This is a genomic window from Rhodanobacter denitrificans (genome assembly GCF_003335105.1).
Taxonomy (GTDB): domain Bacteria; phylum Pseudomonadota; class Gammaproteobacteria; order Xanthomonadales; family Rhodanobacteraceae; genus Rhodanobacter; species Rhodanobacter denitrificans_A.
On sequence record NZ_QFWQ01000004.1, the window covers coordinates 85,359 to 101,871 of the forward strand.

Annotated in this window: 19 protein-coding genes; 17 read left to right on the top strand and 2 right to left on the bottom strand. The window is 70.6% G+C overall.

From position 1 onward, the window contains the following. Window positions 1-23: 23 nt before the first annotated feature. The 7 genes from DEO45_RS06085 to DEO45_RS06115 are packed head-to-tail and all read left to right on the top strand — an operon-like array spanning window position 24 to window position 5,569. Window positions 24-431, top strand: coding sequence for a chemotaxis response regulator CheY (locus DEO45_RS06085; protein WP_068095690.1), 408 nt, complete (start codon window positions 24-26; stop codon window positions 429-431). Further along, window positions 428-1,069 (top strand): protein phosphatase CheZ, encoded by a 642-nt coding sequence (locus tag DEO45_RS06090; RefSeq protein WP_114341410.1) that lies wholly within the window; start codon window positions 428-430, stop codon window positions 1,067-1,069. Before DEO45_RS06085 ends, DEO45_RS06090 begins: the two co-directional genes overlap by 4 nt. Then, window positions 1,070-2,914: a chemotaxis protein CheA gene (locus tag DEO45_RS06095; RefSeq protein ID WP_114341411.1), complete on the top strand. Its 1,845-nt coding sequence runs from the start codon at window positions 1,070-1,072 to the stop codon at window positions 2,912-2,914. Window positions 2,915-2,919: 5 nt separating this feature from the next. After that, window positions 2,920-3,660 (top strand): flagellar motor protein, encoded by a 741-nt coding sequence (locus DEO45_RS06100; RefSeq protein WP_114341412.1) that lies wholly within the window; start codon window positions 2,920-2,922, stop codon window positions 3,658-3,660. Continuing rightward, the gene (gene motD / locus DEO45_RS06105; protein WP_114341413.1) at window positions 3,657-4,718 is read left to right on the top strand and encodes a flagellar motor protein MotD; all 1,062 of its coding nucleotides are present in this window, start codon (window positions 3,657-3,659) and stop codon (window positions 4,716-4,718) included. The genes DEO45_RS06100 and motD overlap by 4 nt, the downstream gene beginning before the upstream one ends. Before the next feature lie 28 nt (window positions 4,719-4,746). Then, the gene (locus DEO45_RS06110; RefSeq protein WP_114341414.1) at window positions 4,747-5,226 is read left to right on the top strand and encodes a chemotaxis protein CheW; all 480 of its coding nucleotides are present in this window, start codon (window positions 4,747-4,749) and stop codon (window positions 5,224-5,226) included. Continuing rightward, window positions 5,216-5,569 (top strand): DUF2802 domain-containing protein, encoded by a 354-nt coding sequence (locus tag DEO45_RS06115; protein ID WP_114341415.1) that lies wholly within the window; start codon window positions 5,216-5,218, stop codon window positions 5,567-5,569. The genes DEO45_RS06110 and DEO45_RS06115 overlap by 11 nt, the downstream gene beginning before the upstream one ends. Before the next feature lie 37 nt (window positions 5,570-5,606). Here DEO45_RS06115 and DEO45_RS06120 read toward each other — a convergent pair whose 3' ends face one another. Beyond that, window positions 5,607-5,861, bottom strand: a complete 255-nt coding sequence (locus DEO45_RS06120; RefSeq protein WP_114341416.1) for a flagellar biosynthesis protein — start codon at window positions 5,859-5,861, stop codon at window positions 5,607-5,609. Further along, the gene (locus tag DEO45_RS06125) at window positions 5,858-7,000 is read right to left on the bottom strand and encodes a flagellar hook-length control protein FliK (RefSeq protein ID WP_114341417.1); all 1,143 of its coding nucleotides are present in this window, start codon (window positions 6,998-7,000) and stop codon (window positions 5,858-5,860) included. The genes DEO45_RS06120 and DEO45_RS06125 overlap by 4 nt, the downstream gene beginning before the upstream one ends. Window positions 7,001-7,160: 160 nt before the next feature. Between DEO45_RS06125 and DEO45_RS06130 the strand changes: the two genes are divergently transcribed. From DEO45_RS06130 to DEO45_RS06175, 10 genes are all read left to right on the top strand, one after another. After that, on the top strand, window positions 7,161-7,520 hold the full coding sequence (locus DEO45_RS06130) for an STAS domain-containing protein (protein WP_114341418.1): 360 nt from the start codon (window positions 7,161-7,163) through the stop codon (window positions 7,518-7,520). Between the two features lie 13 nt (window positions 7,521-7,533). Next, window positions 7,534-7,896 (top strand): response regulator, encoded by a 363-nt coding sequence (locus DEO45_RS06135; RefSeq protein WP_114341419.1) that lies wholly within the window; start codon window positions 7,534-7,536, stop codon window positions 7,894-7,896. A gap of 17 nt (window positions 7,897-7,913) precedes the next feature. Then, window positions 7,914-9,878: a chemotaxis protein CheA gene (locus DEO45_RS06140; RefSeq protein WP_114341420.1), complete on the top strand. Its 1,965-nt coding sequence runs from the start codon at window positions 7,914-7,916 to the stop codon at window positions 9,876-9,878. Window positions 9,879-9,993: 115 nt separating this feature from the next. Further along, a complete protein-coding gene (locus tag DEO45_RS06145) occupies window positions 9,994-10,521 on the top strand; it encodes a chemotaxis protein CheW (RefSeq protein ID WP_114341421.1) in 528 nt (175 codons plus the stop codon). A gap of 18 nt (window positions 10,522-10,539) precedes the next feature. Next, complete coding sequence (locus tag DEO45_RS06150; RefSeq protein WP_428992429.1) at window positions 10,540-12,255, top strand: methyl-accepting chemotaxis protein; 1,716 nt, start codon at window positions 10,540-10,542, stop codon at window positions 12,253-12,255. A 2-nt stretch (window positions 12,256-12,257) separates the two neighbouring features. Then, entirely contained in the window at window positions 12,258-13,142 is an 885-nt protein-coding gene (locus DEO45_RS06155; RefSeq protein ID WP_114341423.1) for a CheR family methyltransferase, read from the top strand. Beyond that, window positions 13,142-13,792 (top strand): chemoreceptor glutamine deamidase CheD, encoded by a 651-nt coding sequence (gene cheD, locus DEO45_RS06160; RefSeq protein WP_189339687.1) that lies wholly within the window; start codon window positions 13,142-13,144, stop codon window positions 13,790-13,792. Before DEO45_RS06155 ends, cheD begins: the two co-directional genes overlap by 1 nt. A gap of 78 nt (window positions 13,793-13,870) precedes the next feature. Continuing rightward, window positions 13,871-14,962 carry a protein-glutamate methylesterase/protein-glutamine glutaminase gene (locus DEO45_RS06165; RefSeq protein WP_114341424.1) on the top strand — a complete coding sequence of 364 codons (1,092 nt, stop codon included), beginning with the start codon at window positions 13,871-13,873 and terminating at the stop codon, window positions 14,960-14,962. A gap of 17 nt (window positions 14,963-14,979) precedes the next feature. Next, the gene (locus DEO45_RS06170) at window positions 14,980-16,158 is read left to right on the top strand and encodes a methyl-accepting chemotaxis protein (RefSeq protein ID WP_114341425.1); all 1,179 of its coding nucleotides are present in this window, start codon (window positions 14,980-14,982) and stop codon (window positions 16,156-16,158) included. A gap of 10 nt (window positions 16,159-16,168) precedes the next feature. Continuing rightward, window positions 16,169-16,468, top strand: coding sequence for an STAS domain-containing protein (locus DEO45_RS06175; protein WP_114341426.1), 300 nt, complete (start codon window positions 16,169-16,171; stop codon window positions 16,466-16,468). Window positions 16,469-16,513: the final 45 nt, after the last annotated feature.

A 16,513-nucleotide genomic window follows, 5' to 3' on the forward strand; every position in this document is an offset into this window, starting at 1 on the left:
CGCATCGCACGCGGAGAATACGTTTGGACAAGAACATGAAAATCCTGGTGGTGGACGATTTCTCCACCATGCGGCGGATCGTCCGGAACCTGCTGGTCGAGCTGGGTTTCAGCAACCCGCTGATCCAGGAAGCCGACGACGGCGAGGGCGCGATCGCGATGCTGCGCAGCCAGCCATTCGATCTGGTGGTGACCGACTGGAACATGCCGAACATGACCGGCATCGACCTGCTGCGCGCGATACGCGCCGAGGCCTCGCTGAAGGGCCTGCCGGTGCTGATGGTGACTGCGGAGAACAACCGCGACCAGATCATCGCGGCGGCGCAGGCGGGCGTGAACGGCTACATCGTGAAGCCGTTCACCGCGATCACGCTGCAGGAGAAGCTCACCAAGATCTTCGAACGGATCGCCGCCAGCGGAGTCAGCGCATGAACATCATTCCGCCCCTGGCCGCCGACGAGACGCTGCCGGTCGAACTGCGCGAACTGCTGAACAGCCCCGAGGGTCCCGCCTTCGAGCAGGCGCTGGATGCGATGGTGCGCCAGCGTGAGCAGCGCCTGTTCCGCGCGCTCGGCCAGCTGGCCCGCGACCTGCACGACGCGGTGCGCCGGCTCGGCGGCGAACTGGCCCAGGAAGGCATGCCCGGCATCGTCGCCGACGCGCGCCAGCACCTGCAGGATGCCCTGGAAATGAGCGCGAACGCCGCGCACCGCAGCCTCGATTTCGCCGAGCGCATGCGGCCGCAGGCGGAGTCGCTGGGGCACAACGCCGGCGAGGTCCTGAAGTGGACCAACGGCAACGACGCCGCCGCCGTGCTGGCGCGCGAGGCAGTGTCCTTCGCCGGCAGCTGCCGCGACGGGCTGGCTGACATGGTGCTGGCGCAGTCGTGGCAGGACCTGACCGGGCAGCGCATCAAGAAGGTCGCTAGCTTCATCGGCACGGTCGAGTCGTCGCTGCTGGAACTGGTGCGCCTCACCGGCGCGCTGGCCGGCAGCGAGGCGCCCGCCGACGCGGTCAAGGTATCCAGCCAGGAAGACGCCGATCGCCTGCTCAGCGAATTCGGATTTTGAGTGGACGCGGACTTCGACAACGAGCTGCGCCAGGATTTCCTGGTCGAGGCCGGCGAACTGCTGCAGCGCCTGGGCGAGCAACTGGTCGGGCTGGAAGCGGCGCCGCGCGATAGCGAGCTGCTGAACGCCGTGTTCCGCGCCTTCCACACGGTCAAGGGCGGTGCCGGGTTCCTGGCGCTGGAGCCGATGGTGTTGTTGTGCCACCACGCCGAGGATCTGCTCAACGAGGCTCGCAACGGCAACGTGGTGCTCGGCGCCGGGCACATGGACGCCCTGCTGGAAACGCTCGACCGGCTCAACGACATGATGGCGGCGGTGGGCGCCGCCGCGCCGCTGGCGATGCCGCCGGTGGCGTTGCTGCAATCCCTGCTGCCGCGCGCCGCGCCCGTCGCGGCGCCGCCGGTTGCCGCGTCGCCCGCAGGCGCGGGCGGCGCGATCGACGACAGCGAGTTCGAGGCCCTGCTCGACAGCATGTACGGCGGCGCTGCGCCCGGTACCGTCGCGCCGGCCGCGCCACCGGTTGCGCCCAGGCCGGCCGCGACGATCGACGATGACGAATTCGAGGCGCTGCTGGACGCGCTGCACGGCCAGCCTGGCCAGGTAGCCGCGGTGACAGCGGCACCTGCACCCGCTGCGCCGGTGCCGCCGACCGCGCGCCATGCGGCGCCGGTGGAGAACACCGTGCGGGTCGACACCAGCCGCCTCGACGTGCTGGTCAACCATGCCGGTGAACTGGTGCTGGCGCGCAACCGCCTGCTCAGCCTGGCCGCGCGCCACGGCGGCGAGGCGCTGGCCGCCGCCGCCGGCGAACTGGACCGGATCACCGACGAGTTGCAGGCCGCCGTGATGGGCATGCGCATGCAGCCGGTGGGGCGCCTGTTCCAGCGCTTTCCGCGGATCGTGCGCGACCTCGCCCGCCAGCTCGGCAAGGAGGTGGAACTGGTGCTGGAAGGCGAGGGCACCGACCTCGATCGCAGCCTGGTCGAGGCGCTCGCCGACCCGCTGATCCACCTGCTGCGCAACGCGCTCGACCACGGCGTGGAGATGCCGGACCTGCGCGAGCAGGGCGGCAAGCCGCGCAAGGGCCGGGTATGCCTGTCGGCCAGCCAGCGCGGCGAACGCATCGTGATTGCGGTGAGCGACGACGGACGCGGCATGGATCCGGAAATCCTGCGCCGCAAGGCGGTGGAGAAGGGCGTGATCGATGCCGCGCAGGCCGCTCGGCTCACCGAGGGCGAGTGCTACGAACTGATTTTCCGCCCGGGTTTCAGCACCGCCGCGACGGTCTCGGACATCTCCGGCCGCGGCGTCGGCATGGACGTGGTGAAGACGCGCGTGACCGAGCTCGGCGGCACCCTGCAGGTGCGCTCGAAGCTCGGCCGCGGCAGCGAGCTGGAACTGGCCGTGCCGCTCACCCTGGCGGTGCTGCGCGTGCTGATGGTGCGGGTCGGGGCCCGCCTGCTGGCGCTGCCGCTGGGCAACGTGGAGGAGGTGTTCGAGCTCGCCGACGGCCAGGACTGCCTGCTCGACGGCCGGCTGGTGGCCCGCCATCGCGGCCGTGCCCTGCCGCTGGCCGACCTGGTCGCGTGGGTTGGCGCGGCATCGGCCGCGGGTCGGCACGTGGCGGTGCTGCATATCGGCCACCAGCGGCTGGGCTGCCTCGTGCACGAGGTGCTCGGGCGCGAGGATGTCATCGTCAAGCCGCTCGGGCACCTGTTCGACGGCGTCCCGGGCGTGGCCGGCGCCACCGTGACCGGCGACGGCCGGCTGGCGCTGGTGATGGACCTGGCCGGCCTGGCCGATGGCGCCGGGCAATCCTCTCCCCCCCTGCAAGCAAGCGGCTGACCTCCATGGATCTGGTAAGCATCGTCGGCACGATCCTGGCCTTCCTGGTCATCATCGTCGGCACCGTTCTCAAGGGCTCCACCGTCGGCGCACTGTGGAACGCCGCGGCGTTCGTGATCGTCTTCCTCGGCACCCTGGCCGCGCTGCTGGTGCAGAACCAGGGCAAGGTGCTCAGGCACGCCCTCAGGATGATGGGGATGGTCTACCGGCCGCCGCTGCACCGGCCGGACGACCTGATCAGCCGCATCGTCGGCTGGAGCGAGATCTCGCGCCGGCAGGGCCTGCTCGGGCTGGAGCCGCAGATCGAGGCGGAGCCCGACCCGTTCGTTAGCAAGGGGCTGCAGCTGCTGGTCGACGGCGGGGAGCCGGAGGCGATCCGCAGTGTGCTGGAAGTGGACCTGGAAACGCGCGAGTCGATCGACCTGGCCGGCGCCAAGGTATACGAGATGGCCGGCATCTATTCGCCCACGCTGGGCATCATCGGCGCGGTGATGGGGCTGATGGCGGTGATGCAGAACCTGGCCGACCCAAGCAAGCTCGGCCACGGCATCGCCGCGGCGTTCGTGGCCACCATCTACGGCGTGGCGCTGGCCAACCTGTTCATGCTGCCGATGGCGGCCCGGCTGAAGGGCCTGATCAGCAAGCAGACGCGGATGCGCGAAATCCTGATCGAGGGCCTGGTGTCGATCGCCCAGGGCGACAACCCGCGGCAGATCGAGGCGCGCCTGCAGGGTTACGTCCCATGAGGAAGCACCGGCACGAGGAGCACCAGAACCACGAGGCATGGGCGATTCCCTATGCCGACCTGATGACCCTGTTGCTGGCGTTTTTCGTGGTGATGTACGCGGTCTCGGTGGTCAACGAAGGCAAGTTCCGGGTGATGTCCGAATCGCTGATCGAGGCCTTCAACGGCTCCAGCCATGCGATCGCGCCGCTGCCGCCGACGCGCATCCGGCCGCACAACGTCGAGCCGGCGATCGCCGCTCCGGCCGGGCAGTCGGGCTCGGCGATCGTGCCGATCGCGGTGCCGATCCCGCCGCATCCGGTGCCGGCGAGCGGCGGCAGCGGGCGCGAGGCGGGCCACCGATCGAAGTCGCAGGAAAACCTGGGCCGCATCGAGGACCAGGTGCGCAAGGCGCTGCAACCGCTGATCGACCGCAAGCTGGTGGTGGTGCGCCACAAGCCGGACTGGCTGGAAGTGGAGATCCGCACCGACATCCTGTTCCCCAGCGGCGTGGCCCAGCTGTCGGACCCGGCCAATGCGGTGCTGCGCGACCTCGCCGCGATCCTGGCGCGCTTCGCCAATCCGTTGCGGGTCGAGGGCTTCACCGACGACGTGCCGATCAACACCTCGCTGTACCCGTCGAACTGGGAGCTCTCCGCGGCGCGGGCGGCGAGCGTGGCGCGCCTGTTCGCCACCAACGGGATCGCCCCGGACCGGCTCGGCATCATCGGTTGGGGCGAAGTGCGTCCGCTCGCCGACAACGCCACCGCGGAAGGCCGCAACCAGAACCGCCGGGTGCTGGTGGTGGTGATGGGCAATGGCCAGGCCGCGCAACGCGAGCAGAGCGACGTCGGGCATGTCGAGCAGGTTTCCGGACTGGTGCCAGCGCCGGCTCCCGACGTGCTGCCCACCGTGCGCGTGCTCGGCTCGTCCGAGGCACAGCCGGCGCGCGAAGGCGACCGGCAGCCAGCCCCGACCGCCGAGGTTTCCGCCGGCGCCGGACATCCGGCGGCGGCCGGCGCCCAGGGCATCCCCGAACTGGCCGGCCGCGCCAGGTCGACCCAGCCGTCGGTTCGATGAGCGGGCCGCCGGCCCGCGGAGCAATCGCATGAACGCCACCGCCCCCACTTCCGCGGCGCACGAGCAGCACTGGCTGTCGTTCCGCATCGGCGCGCAGCTGTACGCCACGCCGCTGGCCGATGTCAGCGAGGTCATCCGCGACGGCGACCTGACCCCGGTGCCGGGCGCCGCCGCCGACCTGCTCGGCGTGCGCCATCTGCGCGGACGCATCGTGCCGGTGATGGACGGGCGCCGCCGGCTCGGCCTGCCGCCGTCGCCGGCGGCGGATCCGCTGACGGTGCGCATCGTGATGCTGGCGCATGCCGGCCAGCAGGTCGGCCTGCTGGTGGATGCGGTCGGCGAATTGCTCGGCCGCGACGGCCGCGAGATCGCGCCGCCACCGCCGGGGCGGGCCGACCGCCGCGACGATCCGGTGAGCGGCGTGCTGGCCTGGCAGGGCGGGTTCGTGGCCCTGCTCGACGTGCGCCGGCTGTGCCGGCTGGGCGGGGAGAACGGCGATGTGGCTTGAAGCGGGCGTGGTCGTGTTGCTGCTGCTGGTGCTGGCGCAATCGTGCCTGCTGTTCCGCCTGTGGCGCCAGTCGCAGCAGTTGCAGCAACGCGTCGATGCGCTGTGGCGCGACACGGCCCGTGCCGCCACCGATGTGCCGACCTCCATGCTGGTGGCGGCATTGGGACGACTGGAGCGGCAGGTCGGCCTGATCGGCCAGCAACCGCCGCCGGTCCGGCAATCCTGGGAGCTGGCCCAGCAGCTGGCGCGCGAAGGCGCCGACGTCGAACAGCTGGTTGCCCGCTGCGGCCTGTCGCGCGACGAGGCGAAGCTGGTCCTGCAGGTGCATCCGGCCGGTCCGTGACGCAACGCGCCGGCGCCCGCGCGATCCGCTCCGGCGACTACCCTTCTTCCGCCGCGTCGTAGACGGCGGCCAGTACCGACGCGGCGGCGGCATACAGCAGCGCCGGCACATCGTCGCGCAAGCGCAATGCCGCCAGCAGGGCGGCGATCTGCGGATCGTGGTGCAAGGGCAGGCCCAGCGACTGCGCGCGTGCACGCAGAGCCTCCAGCGATTCGGGCGGCATCGCCTTCATCTCGCCGCTGCCGCTGGCCAGTCGCAGGCTGACCCGGCGGGGAACCGGCAGCGTGTTCATGCGGTCGCCTGCAGCAGCACGGCGCTGTGCCGGCCGGGCGGCTGCGGCAGGCCAACCTGGCAGCTCAGCTGGTCGAGCAGTACGCCGCACGCGGCCAGCCGCTGCCGCAACGCGGTGAACTGGCGCTCCAGCCTTTGCGCGGTTTCCGCTTGCGCCGCCCACAGCCGCACCGACAGGCGCGGTTCGCGCAGCTGCAATTCGCCCTGCAGCGGGCCCAGCGTCGGCAGGTCCAGCGCGAAGCCCAGCGTCCAGCCGTGGCCGCCATCGGCGGCATCGGCGACGAATTCCAGGTGCAGCTGAAGCACGTCGCGGCCGCCGTCGCCCTGCAGCGGGATTTCGATCATCCATGCCGGCAGCGGGCCGGCACCGGCTTCCAGCTGGGCCACCTCCACCCGCGCCAGGGCGGCCTTCACGTCGCCGTGCAGGCGGTCCAGCAACTGCTCCACGTTCTCGCCGGCGAGCAGCGGCGGCAACGGCGCCCGCGGCTGGGCCTGCAGGCCGCGCTGCAGCAGCGGTGGCGCCGCATCGCTGCGGCCGGGTGCCGGCGGCGTCGCCGCGCGCCGGTCGAGCAGGCCGGCCAGGCGCAGCAGCGCGCCTTTCCAGTCGTCTGCGGCCAGCGCCGCCAAGTTGCCGTGCGGGAGCGCCAGCCGGGATTCGAAAAACATGCCGCTGCGGTTGATCGCCTCGCGCAGGCCCTCGCCACGGGTGATCTCCGCCGGCGTGCGCAGGGACTGCTCGAGCAGCGCCAGCGCCGCGCGCAGGTCCGGCGGCAACTGGCGCAGCACCGGCCGCTGGGCCAGCGCGTCCAGCGTCGACAGCAGCGGCGCATAGCCGTTCTGCTGCGGCAGGCGCTCGCGCAGTGCGCGCTGGAGGGTCGGGTCGGCCGGGTGCGCAAGCATTTCGAGCTGCGGCTGCGCCCCCAGGCTGAGCACGCGCACCTGGAATTGCGCGGGCAGCTGGCCGCCGGACACGTCCGCCTCCACCGTCAGCGCCCCGATCTGCAGCACCTGCAGGCCGAGCGCACTCACGCCCAGCGGCCGCGCCGACAGCACGCTGCCGATGCGCCAGCTCTGTGCCGCGGTGCCGGAGGCGGCACCGGCCCAGGTCAGGGCGGCAAGGCTGGTCGGCTGGATGATCAAGAGGGTTCCTGCACGAAAGCGCAGCTGCGCGGATGGGATCGTCCCGGAGGGCATCGGCCGCAGGCGGGCAAACTTGAGGAATCCGCGCCGGCGCTAAAGCGATCGTGCCTCCGGTCGATAAACACACCGTCAGCGCAGATGGCGCGAGCGGAGTGGCGACATGGCCGGCAAGCAGGCGGCGAAGGGTAGCGGGCAGGCACAGGCGGGCGCGAAGGCCGTGGCGCAGGCGGATACCGGCGTGGCCGTGGTGGCGCTGCCGGCGGATTGCCGCATCGCGGCCCAAGCCGCGCTGAAGGCGCAGTTGGCCGGTGGGCTGGAGCACGGCGCCATCTTGCTCGACGGACAGCAGGTGGAGCGGGTCGACACCGCCGCCCTGCAGTTGCTGGTGCTGCTGCGGCGCGAACTGGACGAACGCGGCGGCACGCTGGCGTGGCGCGGCGCGAGCGATGCATTGAACGAAGCGGCCGGTCTGCTCGGGCTGGCCCGGATACTGGAACTGCCGGCCGCGAGGCCGGCCTGAACGAGGTGGCAGCATGGCAAAGATTCTTGCGGTAGACGATTCGGCCTCGATGCGCGGGATGGTGGCGTTCACGCTGCGCGGCGCCGGCCACGAGGTGACCGAGGCCGAGAACGGCCAGCTGGCGCTGGACGTGGCGCGCGGCGGCTCGTTCGACCTGGTGCTGGCCGACGTCAACATGCCGGTGCTGGACGGCATCGCGATGGTGCGCGAGCTGCGCGGGATGGACAGCTACAAGGGCGTGCCGATCCTGATGCTGACCACCGAGTCGCACACCGACAAGAAAATGGAAGGCAAGGCGGCCGGCGCCACCGGCTGGCTGGTCAAGCCGTTCGATCCGGAGCAGCTGCTGGCCACCGTCAAGCGCGTGCTGGGCTGAGCGCGGGGAGCAGGATCATGGTCAACGCCGCGCTGGCGCAGTTCCAACAGGTGTTCATCGAGGAGAGCCTGGAAGGGCTCGACACGATGGAGTCGTCGCTGCTGGCGCTGGACGATGGCGGCGATGCGGAACTGGTGCACACCATCTTCCGTGCGGCGCATTCGATCAAGGGCGGTGCGGCCACCTTCGGCCTTCCGGAGATGTCCTCGTTCACCCACGAGGCGGAGTCGCTGCTGGACGAGGTGCGCGGCGGCAAGCGCGCCATCGACGGCGGCATCGTCGAACTGCTGCTGCGCACGGTGGACTGCCTGCGCGGCATGTTCGCCCGGGCACGGGCCGGCGAACCGCTCAACGACGCGACGGCCGAAGGCCTGCGCGGCGAACTGGCGGCGATGATGGGTCGCGGCACGGCGGCCGGCGGGTTGCAGGCGCGGCGGCCGGCGGACCAGGCCGACGCCTGGACGATCCGCTTCCGCCCGCACGCGGGCATGCTCGCCGGCGGCAACGATCCACTGCGGCTGATCCGCGAACTGGCCGGGCTGGGCGAGCTGGCGGTGACGGCCGAGCTGGACCGCCTGCCGGCGCTGGACAAGCTCGATCCGACCGAGTGCCATCTGGGCTGGACCATCGAACTGGCCGGCCCGGCGAAGCGCGCGGACATCGCCGCGGTGTTCGACTGGGTCGAGGGCGAATGCGAACTGGCGATCGAACCGAAGCACGTGGTGGCGGCCACCGCCCCACCCGCCGCGGCGGCGCCGGTGGCCGACGTCGCCGTCGCCCGCGCGCAGCGGGAGACCAGCGCCGAGTCCGGCACGGTGCGCGTGGCGATCGACAAGATCGACGGCCTGATCAACCTGGTCGGCGAGCTGGTGATCACCCAGTCCATGCTCGACACCTTCCGCGACGGCGTCGACGCCTCGCGGCTGGCCCTGCTCGAACAGGGGCTGGCGCAGCTGGCGCGGCACACGCGGGAGCTGCAGGAAAGCGTGATGGGCATCCGCATGCTGCCGATCGCCTCGGTGTTCAACCGCTTCCCGCGGATGGTGCGCGACATCGGCCAGAAACTCGGCAAGCAGGTGCGGCTGGAGCTGGTCGGCGAGCACACCGAGCTGGACAAGACGGTGCTGGAGAAGATCGGCGATCCGCTGGTGCACCTGGTGCGCAACGCCATCGACCACGGCCTCGAGCTCCCCGCGCAGCGCCGCGCCGCGGGCAAGGGCGACATCGGCACGTTGCGGCTGGAGGCCTCGCACCGCGGCGGCAACATCGTGGTCGAGGTGAGCGACGACGGCGCCGGCCTCAACCGCGAGGCGATCGTGGCGAAGGCGGTGCAGCGCGGCCTGATCCGCAGCGGCGAAAGTCTCGGCGACGAGGCGGTGGCCGAGCTGATCTTCCAGCCGGGCTTCTCCACCGTCGCGGTCACCACCGACCTGTCCGGCCGCGGCGTCGGCATGGACGTGGTCCGCCGCAACGTGGCCGACCTCGGCGGCTCGGTGACGATCCGCAGCACGCCGGGCAAGGGCTGCGTGTTCACCATCACCCTGCCACTCACGCTCGCCATCATCGACGGCCTCACCGCCGCGGTGGGCGGGGAGCATTACATCGTGCCGCTGGTGTCGATCGTCGAATCGGTCCAGCTGAAGCGCGAGGCGATCAAGACCGTCGCCGGTGGCGGCGAGCTGTTCCGCTTCCGCGGCGAGTACCTGCCGGTGATCCGCCTGCATGAACTGTTCGGCTGCCCGGACGCGGTGCGGGCGATCGACGAAGGCCTGCTGATCGTGGTGGAAGGCGACGGTGCGCGGGTGGGCCTGTTCGTCGACGGCCTGATCGGCCAGCAGCAGGCGGTGGTGAAGTCGCTGGAGGCCAACTACCGGCGCGTCAACGGCGTCTCCGGCGCCACCATCCTGGCCGACGGTTCGGTGGCGTTGATCGTCGACGTCGCCGGCATGGTCCGCATGCAGAGCCGCCGCAAGGTGGCCTGAGCCGCGTCGCGCATCCCATCCGCACGCAGCACACAGCATCGGCATTCAAGAAACCCGCCCGGCGGCCGATAGCCATTCCAGGGCAATGGGGACAGCACGTTCCCGCGGAACGCACATGAGCCACTCAGCCAACACTGCAACCGCATCCGCTGCCGAGGCGACGGCGCCGGTGCAATACCTCACGGTGAACCTCGCGCACGAGGAGTACGGGATCGACATCCTGGCGGTGCGCGAGATCCGCGGCTGGACGCCGGTGACGCGGATTCCGCAGGCGCCGCACTACGTGCTCGGCGTGCTCAATCTGCGCGGCGCGATCGTGCCGGTGCTCGACCTGCGCCTGCGCTTCGGCGTGGTGCGCAAGGAGTACGGCGCCACCACCGTGACCGTGATCGTCACCGTCGCCGGGCGCCATTTCGGCGTGGTGGTGGATGCCGTCTCCGACGTGCTCGACGTCGCCGCAGCCGACGTGCGGCCGGTGCCGGACATGGGCACCACCGTGGACACCGAATATCTCAAGGGGCTGACCTCGCTCGCCGAGCGGATGGTGCTGCTCCTTGACGTGGACCGATTGTTGCAGCCGCAGGACGCGCAGATGCTGGAAGCCGCGTTGCCCGCGGCCGCCGACGTACAAGCCGTGGCCTGACAGGAACCACCCATGAAGATGCCCTCGTTCAAGTTCAAGATCCCCGCCCTCACCGTCCGCGGCCGCCTGCGCCTCGTACTCGGAATGCTCGTGTTCATGCTGATCGGCGGCGCCGTCATCGGCCTGGGTTCGATGCAGCTGCAGAACGAGGGCATGCGCAGCATGTACGGCGAGGCGATGGTGCCCAGCGACCTGGCCAACACGATCCGCGTGCGTTCGCTGATGGCCTTCGTGGAGCTGGGCGAGGCGGCTGCCAACGTCGGCAAGGCCGACCAGGTCAAGCAGAAGCTGGCCCAGGTGGACAAGTACCAGCAGGAAATCGCGACGATTAGCAAGCAGCTGGACGCGATCCCGCGCAGCGCCAAGGTGGCCGAGAAGGTCAAGGCCTACCACGCCACCGACGCCGACTATGCGGGCGCGCTGAAGGACATGGCCGATGCGCTCAGGCAGGGCGACGCCGGCGCCAGCGACCTGCTGGAACTGCAAGTGCGTCCGCTGCTGATGGACCGCCAGGCGCGCATGGCCGACCTGGTGGCGGCGCAGGACGCCGACGCGCTGGCGCTGTTCCAGGCGCAGAGCAGCCGCTTCCGGCTGATCCGCGCGGTCAGCATCATCGCCCTGATGCTGGGCGCGGCCTTTGCGCTGCTGATCGCCACCCTGGTGATCCGCAAGATCGTTCGCACCCTCAACCATGCGGTGCAGGTGGCCCACGACATCGCCGGCGGCAGGCTCGGCCACCATATCAAGGTGGGTCGCATGGACGAGCTGGGCCGGCTGCTCGACGCCTTCCGCACGATGGATGAGCGGCTGGGCGCGATCGTCAGCGAGGTGCGCCACGGCTCCGATGCGGTCAGCAGCGCGGCGCAGCAGATCGCGCGCGGCAACGACGACCTCAGCCAGCGCACCCAGGAGCAGGCCTCCAGCCTGGAAGAGACCGCCTCGTCGATGGAGGAAATGACCTCCACCGTGAAGCAGAACGCTGAGAACGCCAGCCACGCCAACCAGCTGGCGCGCGGCGCCCGCGAGCAGGCCGAGCGCGGCGGCGAGGTGGCGGGCAGGGCGATCGCGGCGATGGCCGAGATCGACGCTTCCAGCCGCAAGATCGGCGACATCGTGGGCCTGATCCAGGAAATCGCCTTCCAGACCAACCTGCTGGCGCTGAACGCGGCGGTGGAGGCGGCACGTGCCGGCGAACAGGGGCGCGGCTTTGCCGTGGTGGCCACCGAGGTGCGCAGCCTGGCCCAGCGCAGCGCCGGCGCCGCCAAGGAGATCAAGGGCCTGATCGCCGACAGCGAGGAGAAGGTGCGCAGCGGTTCGGAACTGGTCAACCAGTCCGGCAAGGCGCTGGCGGAGATCGTGGACAGCGTGAAGAAGGTCACCGACATCGTGGCCGAGATCGCCGCAGCCAGCCAGGAGCAGTCGGCCGGTATCGACCAGGTCAACAACGCCGTGATGCAGATGGACGAGATGACCCAGCAGAACGCGGCGCTGGTCGAAGAGGCTTCGGCTGCCGCCCGCGCCATGCAGGAACAGGCCGGTGATCTCACCAGCCAGGTGGGCTTCTTCCATCTGGCCGACGACGGGGCGGCCGCGGAACCGGTGACCTCGCCGGTGCGCGCGAAGAATGTGGCGGTCGCCACCGAGGCGGTGTTCGCCGCAGTGCGCAGGGCGCCGCCGGCGCGCGCCGTCGCCGAGGCGGACGCCGCCGCGGTCGGGGCCTGGAAGGAGTTCTGAGGATGAAGGCACTCGCCGGCGCAATGGATGGCGGCGTCGCCATGGCGGACGGCAGTGCCCCCTTGCTCGGGGATGCCGAGTTCAGGTTCCTGCGCGATTTCGTGCGCGAGCATTGCGGCATCTCGCTGGGCGACCACAAGCGCCAGCTGGTGCAGGGTCGGCTGGCGCGGCGCCTGCGTGCGCTCAGGCTGCGCCATTTCGGCGCCTACTGCGATCTGCTGCGGCAGGACCCGCAAAGCGAGCTGGGCGATCTGGCCAGCGCGATCAGCACGAACGTGACCGCGTTCTTCCGCGAGGCGCACCACTACGACCTGCTGGCCGAGGAACTGCTGCCCCGCTGGCTGCAGCAGAAGCGCCGCAGCGGCGACCGGCTGCGGATCTGGTCGGCGGGCTGCGCTACCGGCGAGGAGCCGTACGCGCTGGCGATGGTGCTGGCCGAGGCGCTGGAGCGTCACGATGCCACGGGCGTGGATGCGAAGATCCTCGCCACCGACCTGTCGCCGCAAGCGCTGGAAACCGCGCGCAACGGCGTCTATCCGCTGGAGCGGCTGGCGGGCATCAGCGACGGACGCCGGCGCCGCTGGATGCTGCGCGGTTCGGGCGAGTACGAAGGCCTTGCCTGCGTGCACCCGCGGCTGCGCGAGCTGGTGGCCGTGCAGCCGCTGAACCTGCTGCACGAATGGCCGATGCGCGGGCCGTTCGACGCGATCTTCTGCCGCAACGTGGTGATCTATTTCGACCAGCCGACCAAGCAGCGCCTGTTTCGTCGCTACGCGGGGCTGCTGCCGGCGGGTGGCCATCTGTTCCTTGGCCATTCCGAGTCGCTGCACGGCGTCAACGACGACTTCGAACTGATCGGCCGCACCGTTTACCGGAAGCGCGGCTGATGCCGGTGCTGACGGCCGACCGTCGGGTGGCGCCGGCGCTTTCCGCGGCACCGCCGGGCTTCGAGCACCTGCGGCGGTTCTGGGATCCGGCGCAGGGCTGCATGACCGTGAAGGTGCTGCCGGGCGAGTTCTACGTGAGCGCGCAGGAAGAGACGGTGAGTACCGTGCTCGGCTCTTGCGTGGCTGCCTGCATCCACGACCCGGGCCGCGGCATCGGCGGCATGAACCACTTCATGCTGCCCGAGCCGATGGGCGAGCGCGACGACTGGTCGTCGACCGTCGGACGCGCCGCGCGCTACGGCAGCGATGCGATGGAGCAGCTGATCAACGCGATCCTGAAGGCTGGTGGCCGGCGCGCCGACCTGAAGGTCAAGGTGTTCGGCGGCGGCCGCGTGCTGACCCAGCTCAGCGACGTGGGCCAGCGCAACATCGACTTCGTGCATCGCTACATCGAGACCGAGAAGCTGCAGCTGGTGGCGGCGGACCTGGGCGACGTCTATCCCCGGCAGGTGCAGTTCTTCCCGCACAGCGGCCGCGCCCGCATCCGCCTGTTGCGCCGTAGCGGCGACGTGGCGCTGGTGGCCGACGAGCGTGGTTACCTCAAGCGTTTGGCAAACGATCCGATAAAGGGTGAGGTCGAGCTGTTCTAGCGTCGGAATGTCCGGCGTGACGATCGACCGGGCCGCCGTCGCTGGCGACGGGGCCGCGGCTGCATGGCAGGGTAGGCAATGGAAAGAGTGCGTGTTCTGGTCATCGACGATTCCGCATTGGTGCGCAAGCTGATGTCGGCGATGCTTGCCTGCGATCCGGATATCGAGGTGGTGGGCACGGCGGCGGATCCGCTGATCGCCCGCGAAAAAATCAAGCAACTCGATCCGGACGTGCTGACGCTGGACGTCGAGATGCCGCGGATGGACGGCCTGACCTTCCTGGAAAACCTGATGCGGCTGCGGCCGATGCCGGTGGTGATGGTGTCGTCGCTGACCACGCAGGGCGCCGAGGTCACGCTGCGCGCGCTGGAGCTGGGCGCGGTGGATTTCCTGGCCAAACCCGGCAGCGACCTGGCCAACAGCTTCGGCGCGAACGCGCAGGAAATCTGCGCCAAGGTGAAGCTGGCCGCGAAGGCGAAGCCGCGTGCGCGCACCACGGTGCGCAAGCTGGACGTGGCGCCGCGCCTGTCGGCCGATGCGGTGCTGCCGCGGGCGCAGCCCGCGGGCAGCCGCGGCGGCAGCCCGATCATCGCGATCGGGGCCTCCACCGGCGGCACCGAGGCGGTGCGCGTGGTGCTCGAGGCGATGCCTCCGGACGCGCCGCCGATCCTGGTGACCCAGCACATCCCCGCCGCCTTCAGCGGCCCCTTCGCCGCGCGCATGGACCGCTGCTCGGCGATGCGCGTGTGCGAGGCGCACGACGGCCAGCCGATCCAGTCGGGGCACGCCTATATCGCGCCGGGCAGCCACCATCTGCTGGTGATGTGGGACGGCGCGAAGTACGTGTGCCGGCTGCACGACGGACCGCCGGTGAACCGGCACCGGCCCAGCGTCGACGTGCTGTTCCGCTCGCTGGCGGCCAGCGCCGGCGCCGCCACCATCGCCACTGTGCTCACCGGCATGGGCGACGACGGCGCACGCGGCCTGCTCGAACTGCGCCAGGCCGGCGCCGCCACCCTGGTGCAGGACGAGGCCAGTTCGGTGGTGTGGGGCATGCCCGGCGCCGCCTGGAAGCTCGACGCGGCGCGCGAGATGCTGCCGCTGGACCATATCGCGGCACGCCTGCTTGCGCTGGCGCGCCAAACCCATACCGGCGCACTCAGCGCCTGACTTGCGGATCCCGGATCATGTCATTCACTCCCGCCCTTTTCGCCCGACGCCCGGTCCTTGGCTGGCTGGCCAGTGCAGCGGCCCTGCTGCTGGCGCTGGCATGGCATCCGGCATGGCTGGCGCCGGTGCTGGTGGTCGCCCTGGCCGCAGTGTGGACCATCGAGGCGCGCCCCCGCGGAGAGCGGCCGGCACCTGCGGCCGCGACCGCCAACAGCGCGCCGGTGCGCGAGGCGCTGGAGGACGTGCGCGGCGCGCTGGTCGACGAACTCGGCCACGCCACCCGCGAACTGCATCAGGGTCTGGACCTGCTGCGCGACGCGGTGTCCGAGCTGGGCGGCGGCTTCGACGGACTGTCCAGCAAGACCGCGCTGCAACAGTCGCTGCTCAAGCAGATCATCGACGTGCAGGACGGCGGCGTCACCGTGCAGGATTTCGCCACCCGCACCGGCGACCTGCTGGAACACTTCGTCGGCATGATCGTGCAGATGTCGCGCGAGAGCCTACGCATCGTCTACCGCATCGACGGCATGGCGAAGGAGATGGATGCGGTGTTCGGCCTGCTGAGGAACGTCAACACCATCGCCGAGGAAACCAACCTGCTGGCGTTGAACGCCGCGATCGAGGCGGCGCGCGCCGGCGAGTCCGGCCGCGGCTTCGCGGTGGTGGCCGGCGAGATCCGCAACCTGGCCAGCAATTCCAACCAGCTCAACGAACAGATCGGCGGCCACGTCGAGCGCGCCCGCGCCGCGATGGAGCAGTTGCGCGGCCTGATCGGCGCGATGGCGTCGCAGGACCTGAACGTGGCGCTCTCGGCCAAGGGCGGCATCGACGCGATGATGGCCCACGTCACCGAGAGCGACGCGCGCACCAGCGCGGTGGCCGACCAGGTGGTCGAGATCAACCGCGGGCTCGGCAGCGACGTCTCCACCACGATCCGCTCGCTGCAGTTCGAGGACATCCTCAGCCAGCTGATCAGCCAGACCCGCACCCGCCTGACGGAGCTGCAGGAAGTCACCACCGAGTGCACCCGCGACATCGAGGAACTGGCCTGCGCGCCGCTGGAGGCCGGAGCGCTGGACGAACGCGCGCAGCGCGTGCGCAGCCGGCTGGCGATCCAGCGCGAGAAGGCGCGCCTGCGTTCGCGCGGCCCGGCGCTGCAGAACTCGATGGACGCCGGCGAGATCGAACTCTTCTGAGGATGGCACCATGATTGTCCACCACGACAACGAGCTCGACTGCCTCACCCTGCAGCTGGGCGAGCGCTTTGATTTCAGCATCCATCGCGACTTCCACGATGCCTGCCTGGGCAACGGGAGGGCGGCGCGCAGCTACGTCGTCGACCTGGGCGAGGTCACCCGCATGGACAGCTCGGCGCTCGGCATGCTGCTGCTGCTGCGCGAACATGCCGGTGCCGACCGCGCCGACATCCGCATCGTCAACGCCGCCGGGGAGCTGCGCAGCACCCTGCGCGTGGCCGGCTTCGACAAGCTGTTCGTGTTGCACTGACGGAATATGAGGCAGACGGCAAAAAGGCTCCTTGCGGAGCCTTTT

Excerpts from the sequence above, each read along its gene's own strand:
- DEO45_RS06090 (WP_114341410.1), top strand. The coding sequence starts at position 428 with ATGAACATCATTCCGCCCCTGGCCGCCGACGAGACGCTGCCGGTCGAA.
- DEO45_RS06100 (WP_114341412.1), top strand. The coding sequence starts at position 2,920 with ATGGATCTGGTAAGCATCGTCGGCACGATCCTGGCCTTCCTGGTCATC.
- motD (WP_114341413.1), top strand. The coding sequence starts at position 3,657 with ATGAGGAAGCACCGGCACGAGGAGCACCAGAACCACGAGGCATGGGCG.
- DEO45_RS06110 (WP_114341414.1), top strand. The coding sequence starts at position 4,747 with ATGAACGCCACCGCCCCCACTTCCGCGGCGCACGAGCAGCACTGGCTG.
- DEO45_RS06115 (WP_114341415.1), top strand. The coding sequence starts at position 5,216 with ATGTGGCTTGAAGCGGGCGTGGTCGTGTTGCTGCTGCTGGTGCTGGCG.
- DEO45_RS06120 (WP_114341416.1), bottom strand. The coding sequence starts at position 5,861 with ATGAACACGCTGCCGGTTCCCCGCCGGGTCAGCCTGCGACTGGCCAGC.
- DEO45_RS06130 (WP_114341418.1), top strand. The coding sequence starts at position 7,161 with ATGGCCGGCAAGCAGGCGGCGAAGGGTAGCGGGCAGGCACAGGCGGGC.
- DEO45_RS06135 (WP_114341419.1), top strand. The coding sequence starts at position 7,534 with ATGGCAAAGATTCTTGCGGTAGACGATTCGGCCTCGATGCGCGGGATG.
- DEO45_RS06140 (WP_114341420.1), top strand. The coding sequence starts at position 7,914 with ATGGTCAACGCCGCGCTGGCGCAGTTCCAACAGGTGTTCATCGAGGAG.
- DEO45_RS06145 (WP_114341421.1), top strand. The coding sequence starts at position 9,994 with ATGAGCCACTCAGCCAACACTGCAACCGCATCCGCTGCCGAGGCGACG.
- DEO45_RS06150 (WP_428992429.1), top strand. The coding sequence starts at position 10,540 with ATGCCCTCGTTCAAGTTCAAGATCCCCGCCCTCACCGTCCGCGGCCGC.
- DEO45_RS06155 (WP_114341423.1), top strand. The coding sequence starts at position 12,258 with ATGAAGGCACTCGCCGGCGCAATGGATGGCGGCGTCGCCATGGCGGAC.
- cheD (WP_189339687.1), top strand. The coding sequence starts at position 13,142 with ATGCCGGTGCTGACGGCCGACCGTCGGGTGGCGCCGGCGCTTTCCGCG.
- DEO45_RS06165 (WP_114341424.1), top strand. The coding sequence starts at position 13,871 with ATGGAAAGAGTGCGTGTTCTGGTCATCGACGATTCCGCATTGGTGCGC.
- DEO45_RS06170 (WP_114341425.1), top strand. The coding sequence starts at position 14,980 with ATGTCATTCACTCCCGCCCTTTTCGCCCGACGCCCGGTCCTTGGCTGG.
- DEO45_RS06175 (WP_114341426.1), top strand. The coding sequence starts at position 16,169 with ATGATTGTCCACCACGACAACGAGCTCGACTGCCTCACCCTGCAGCTG.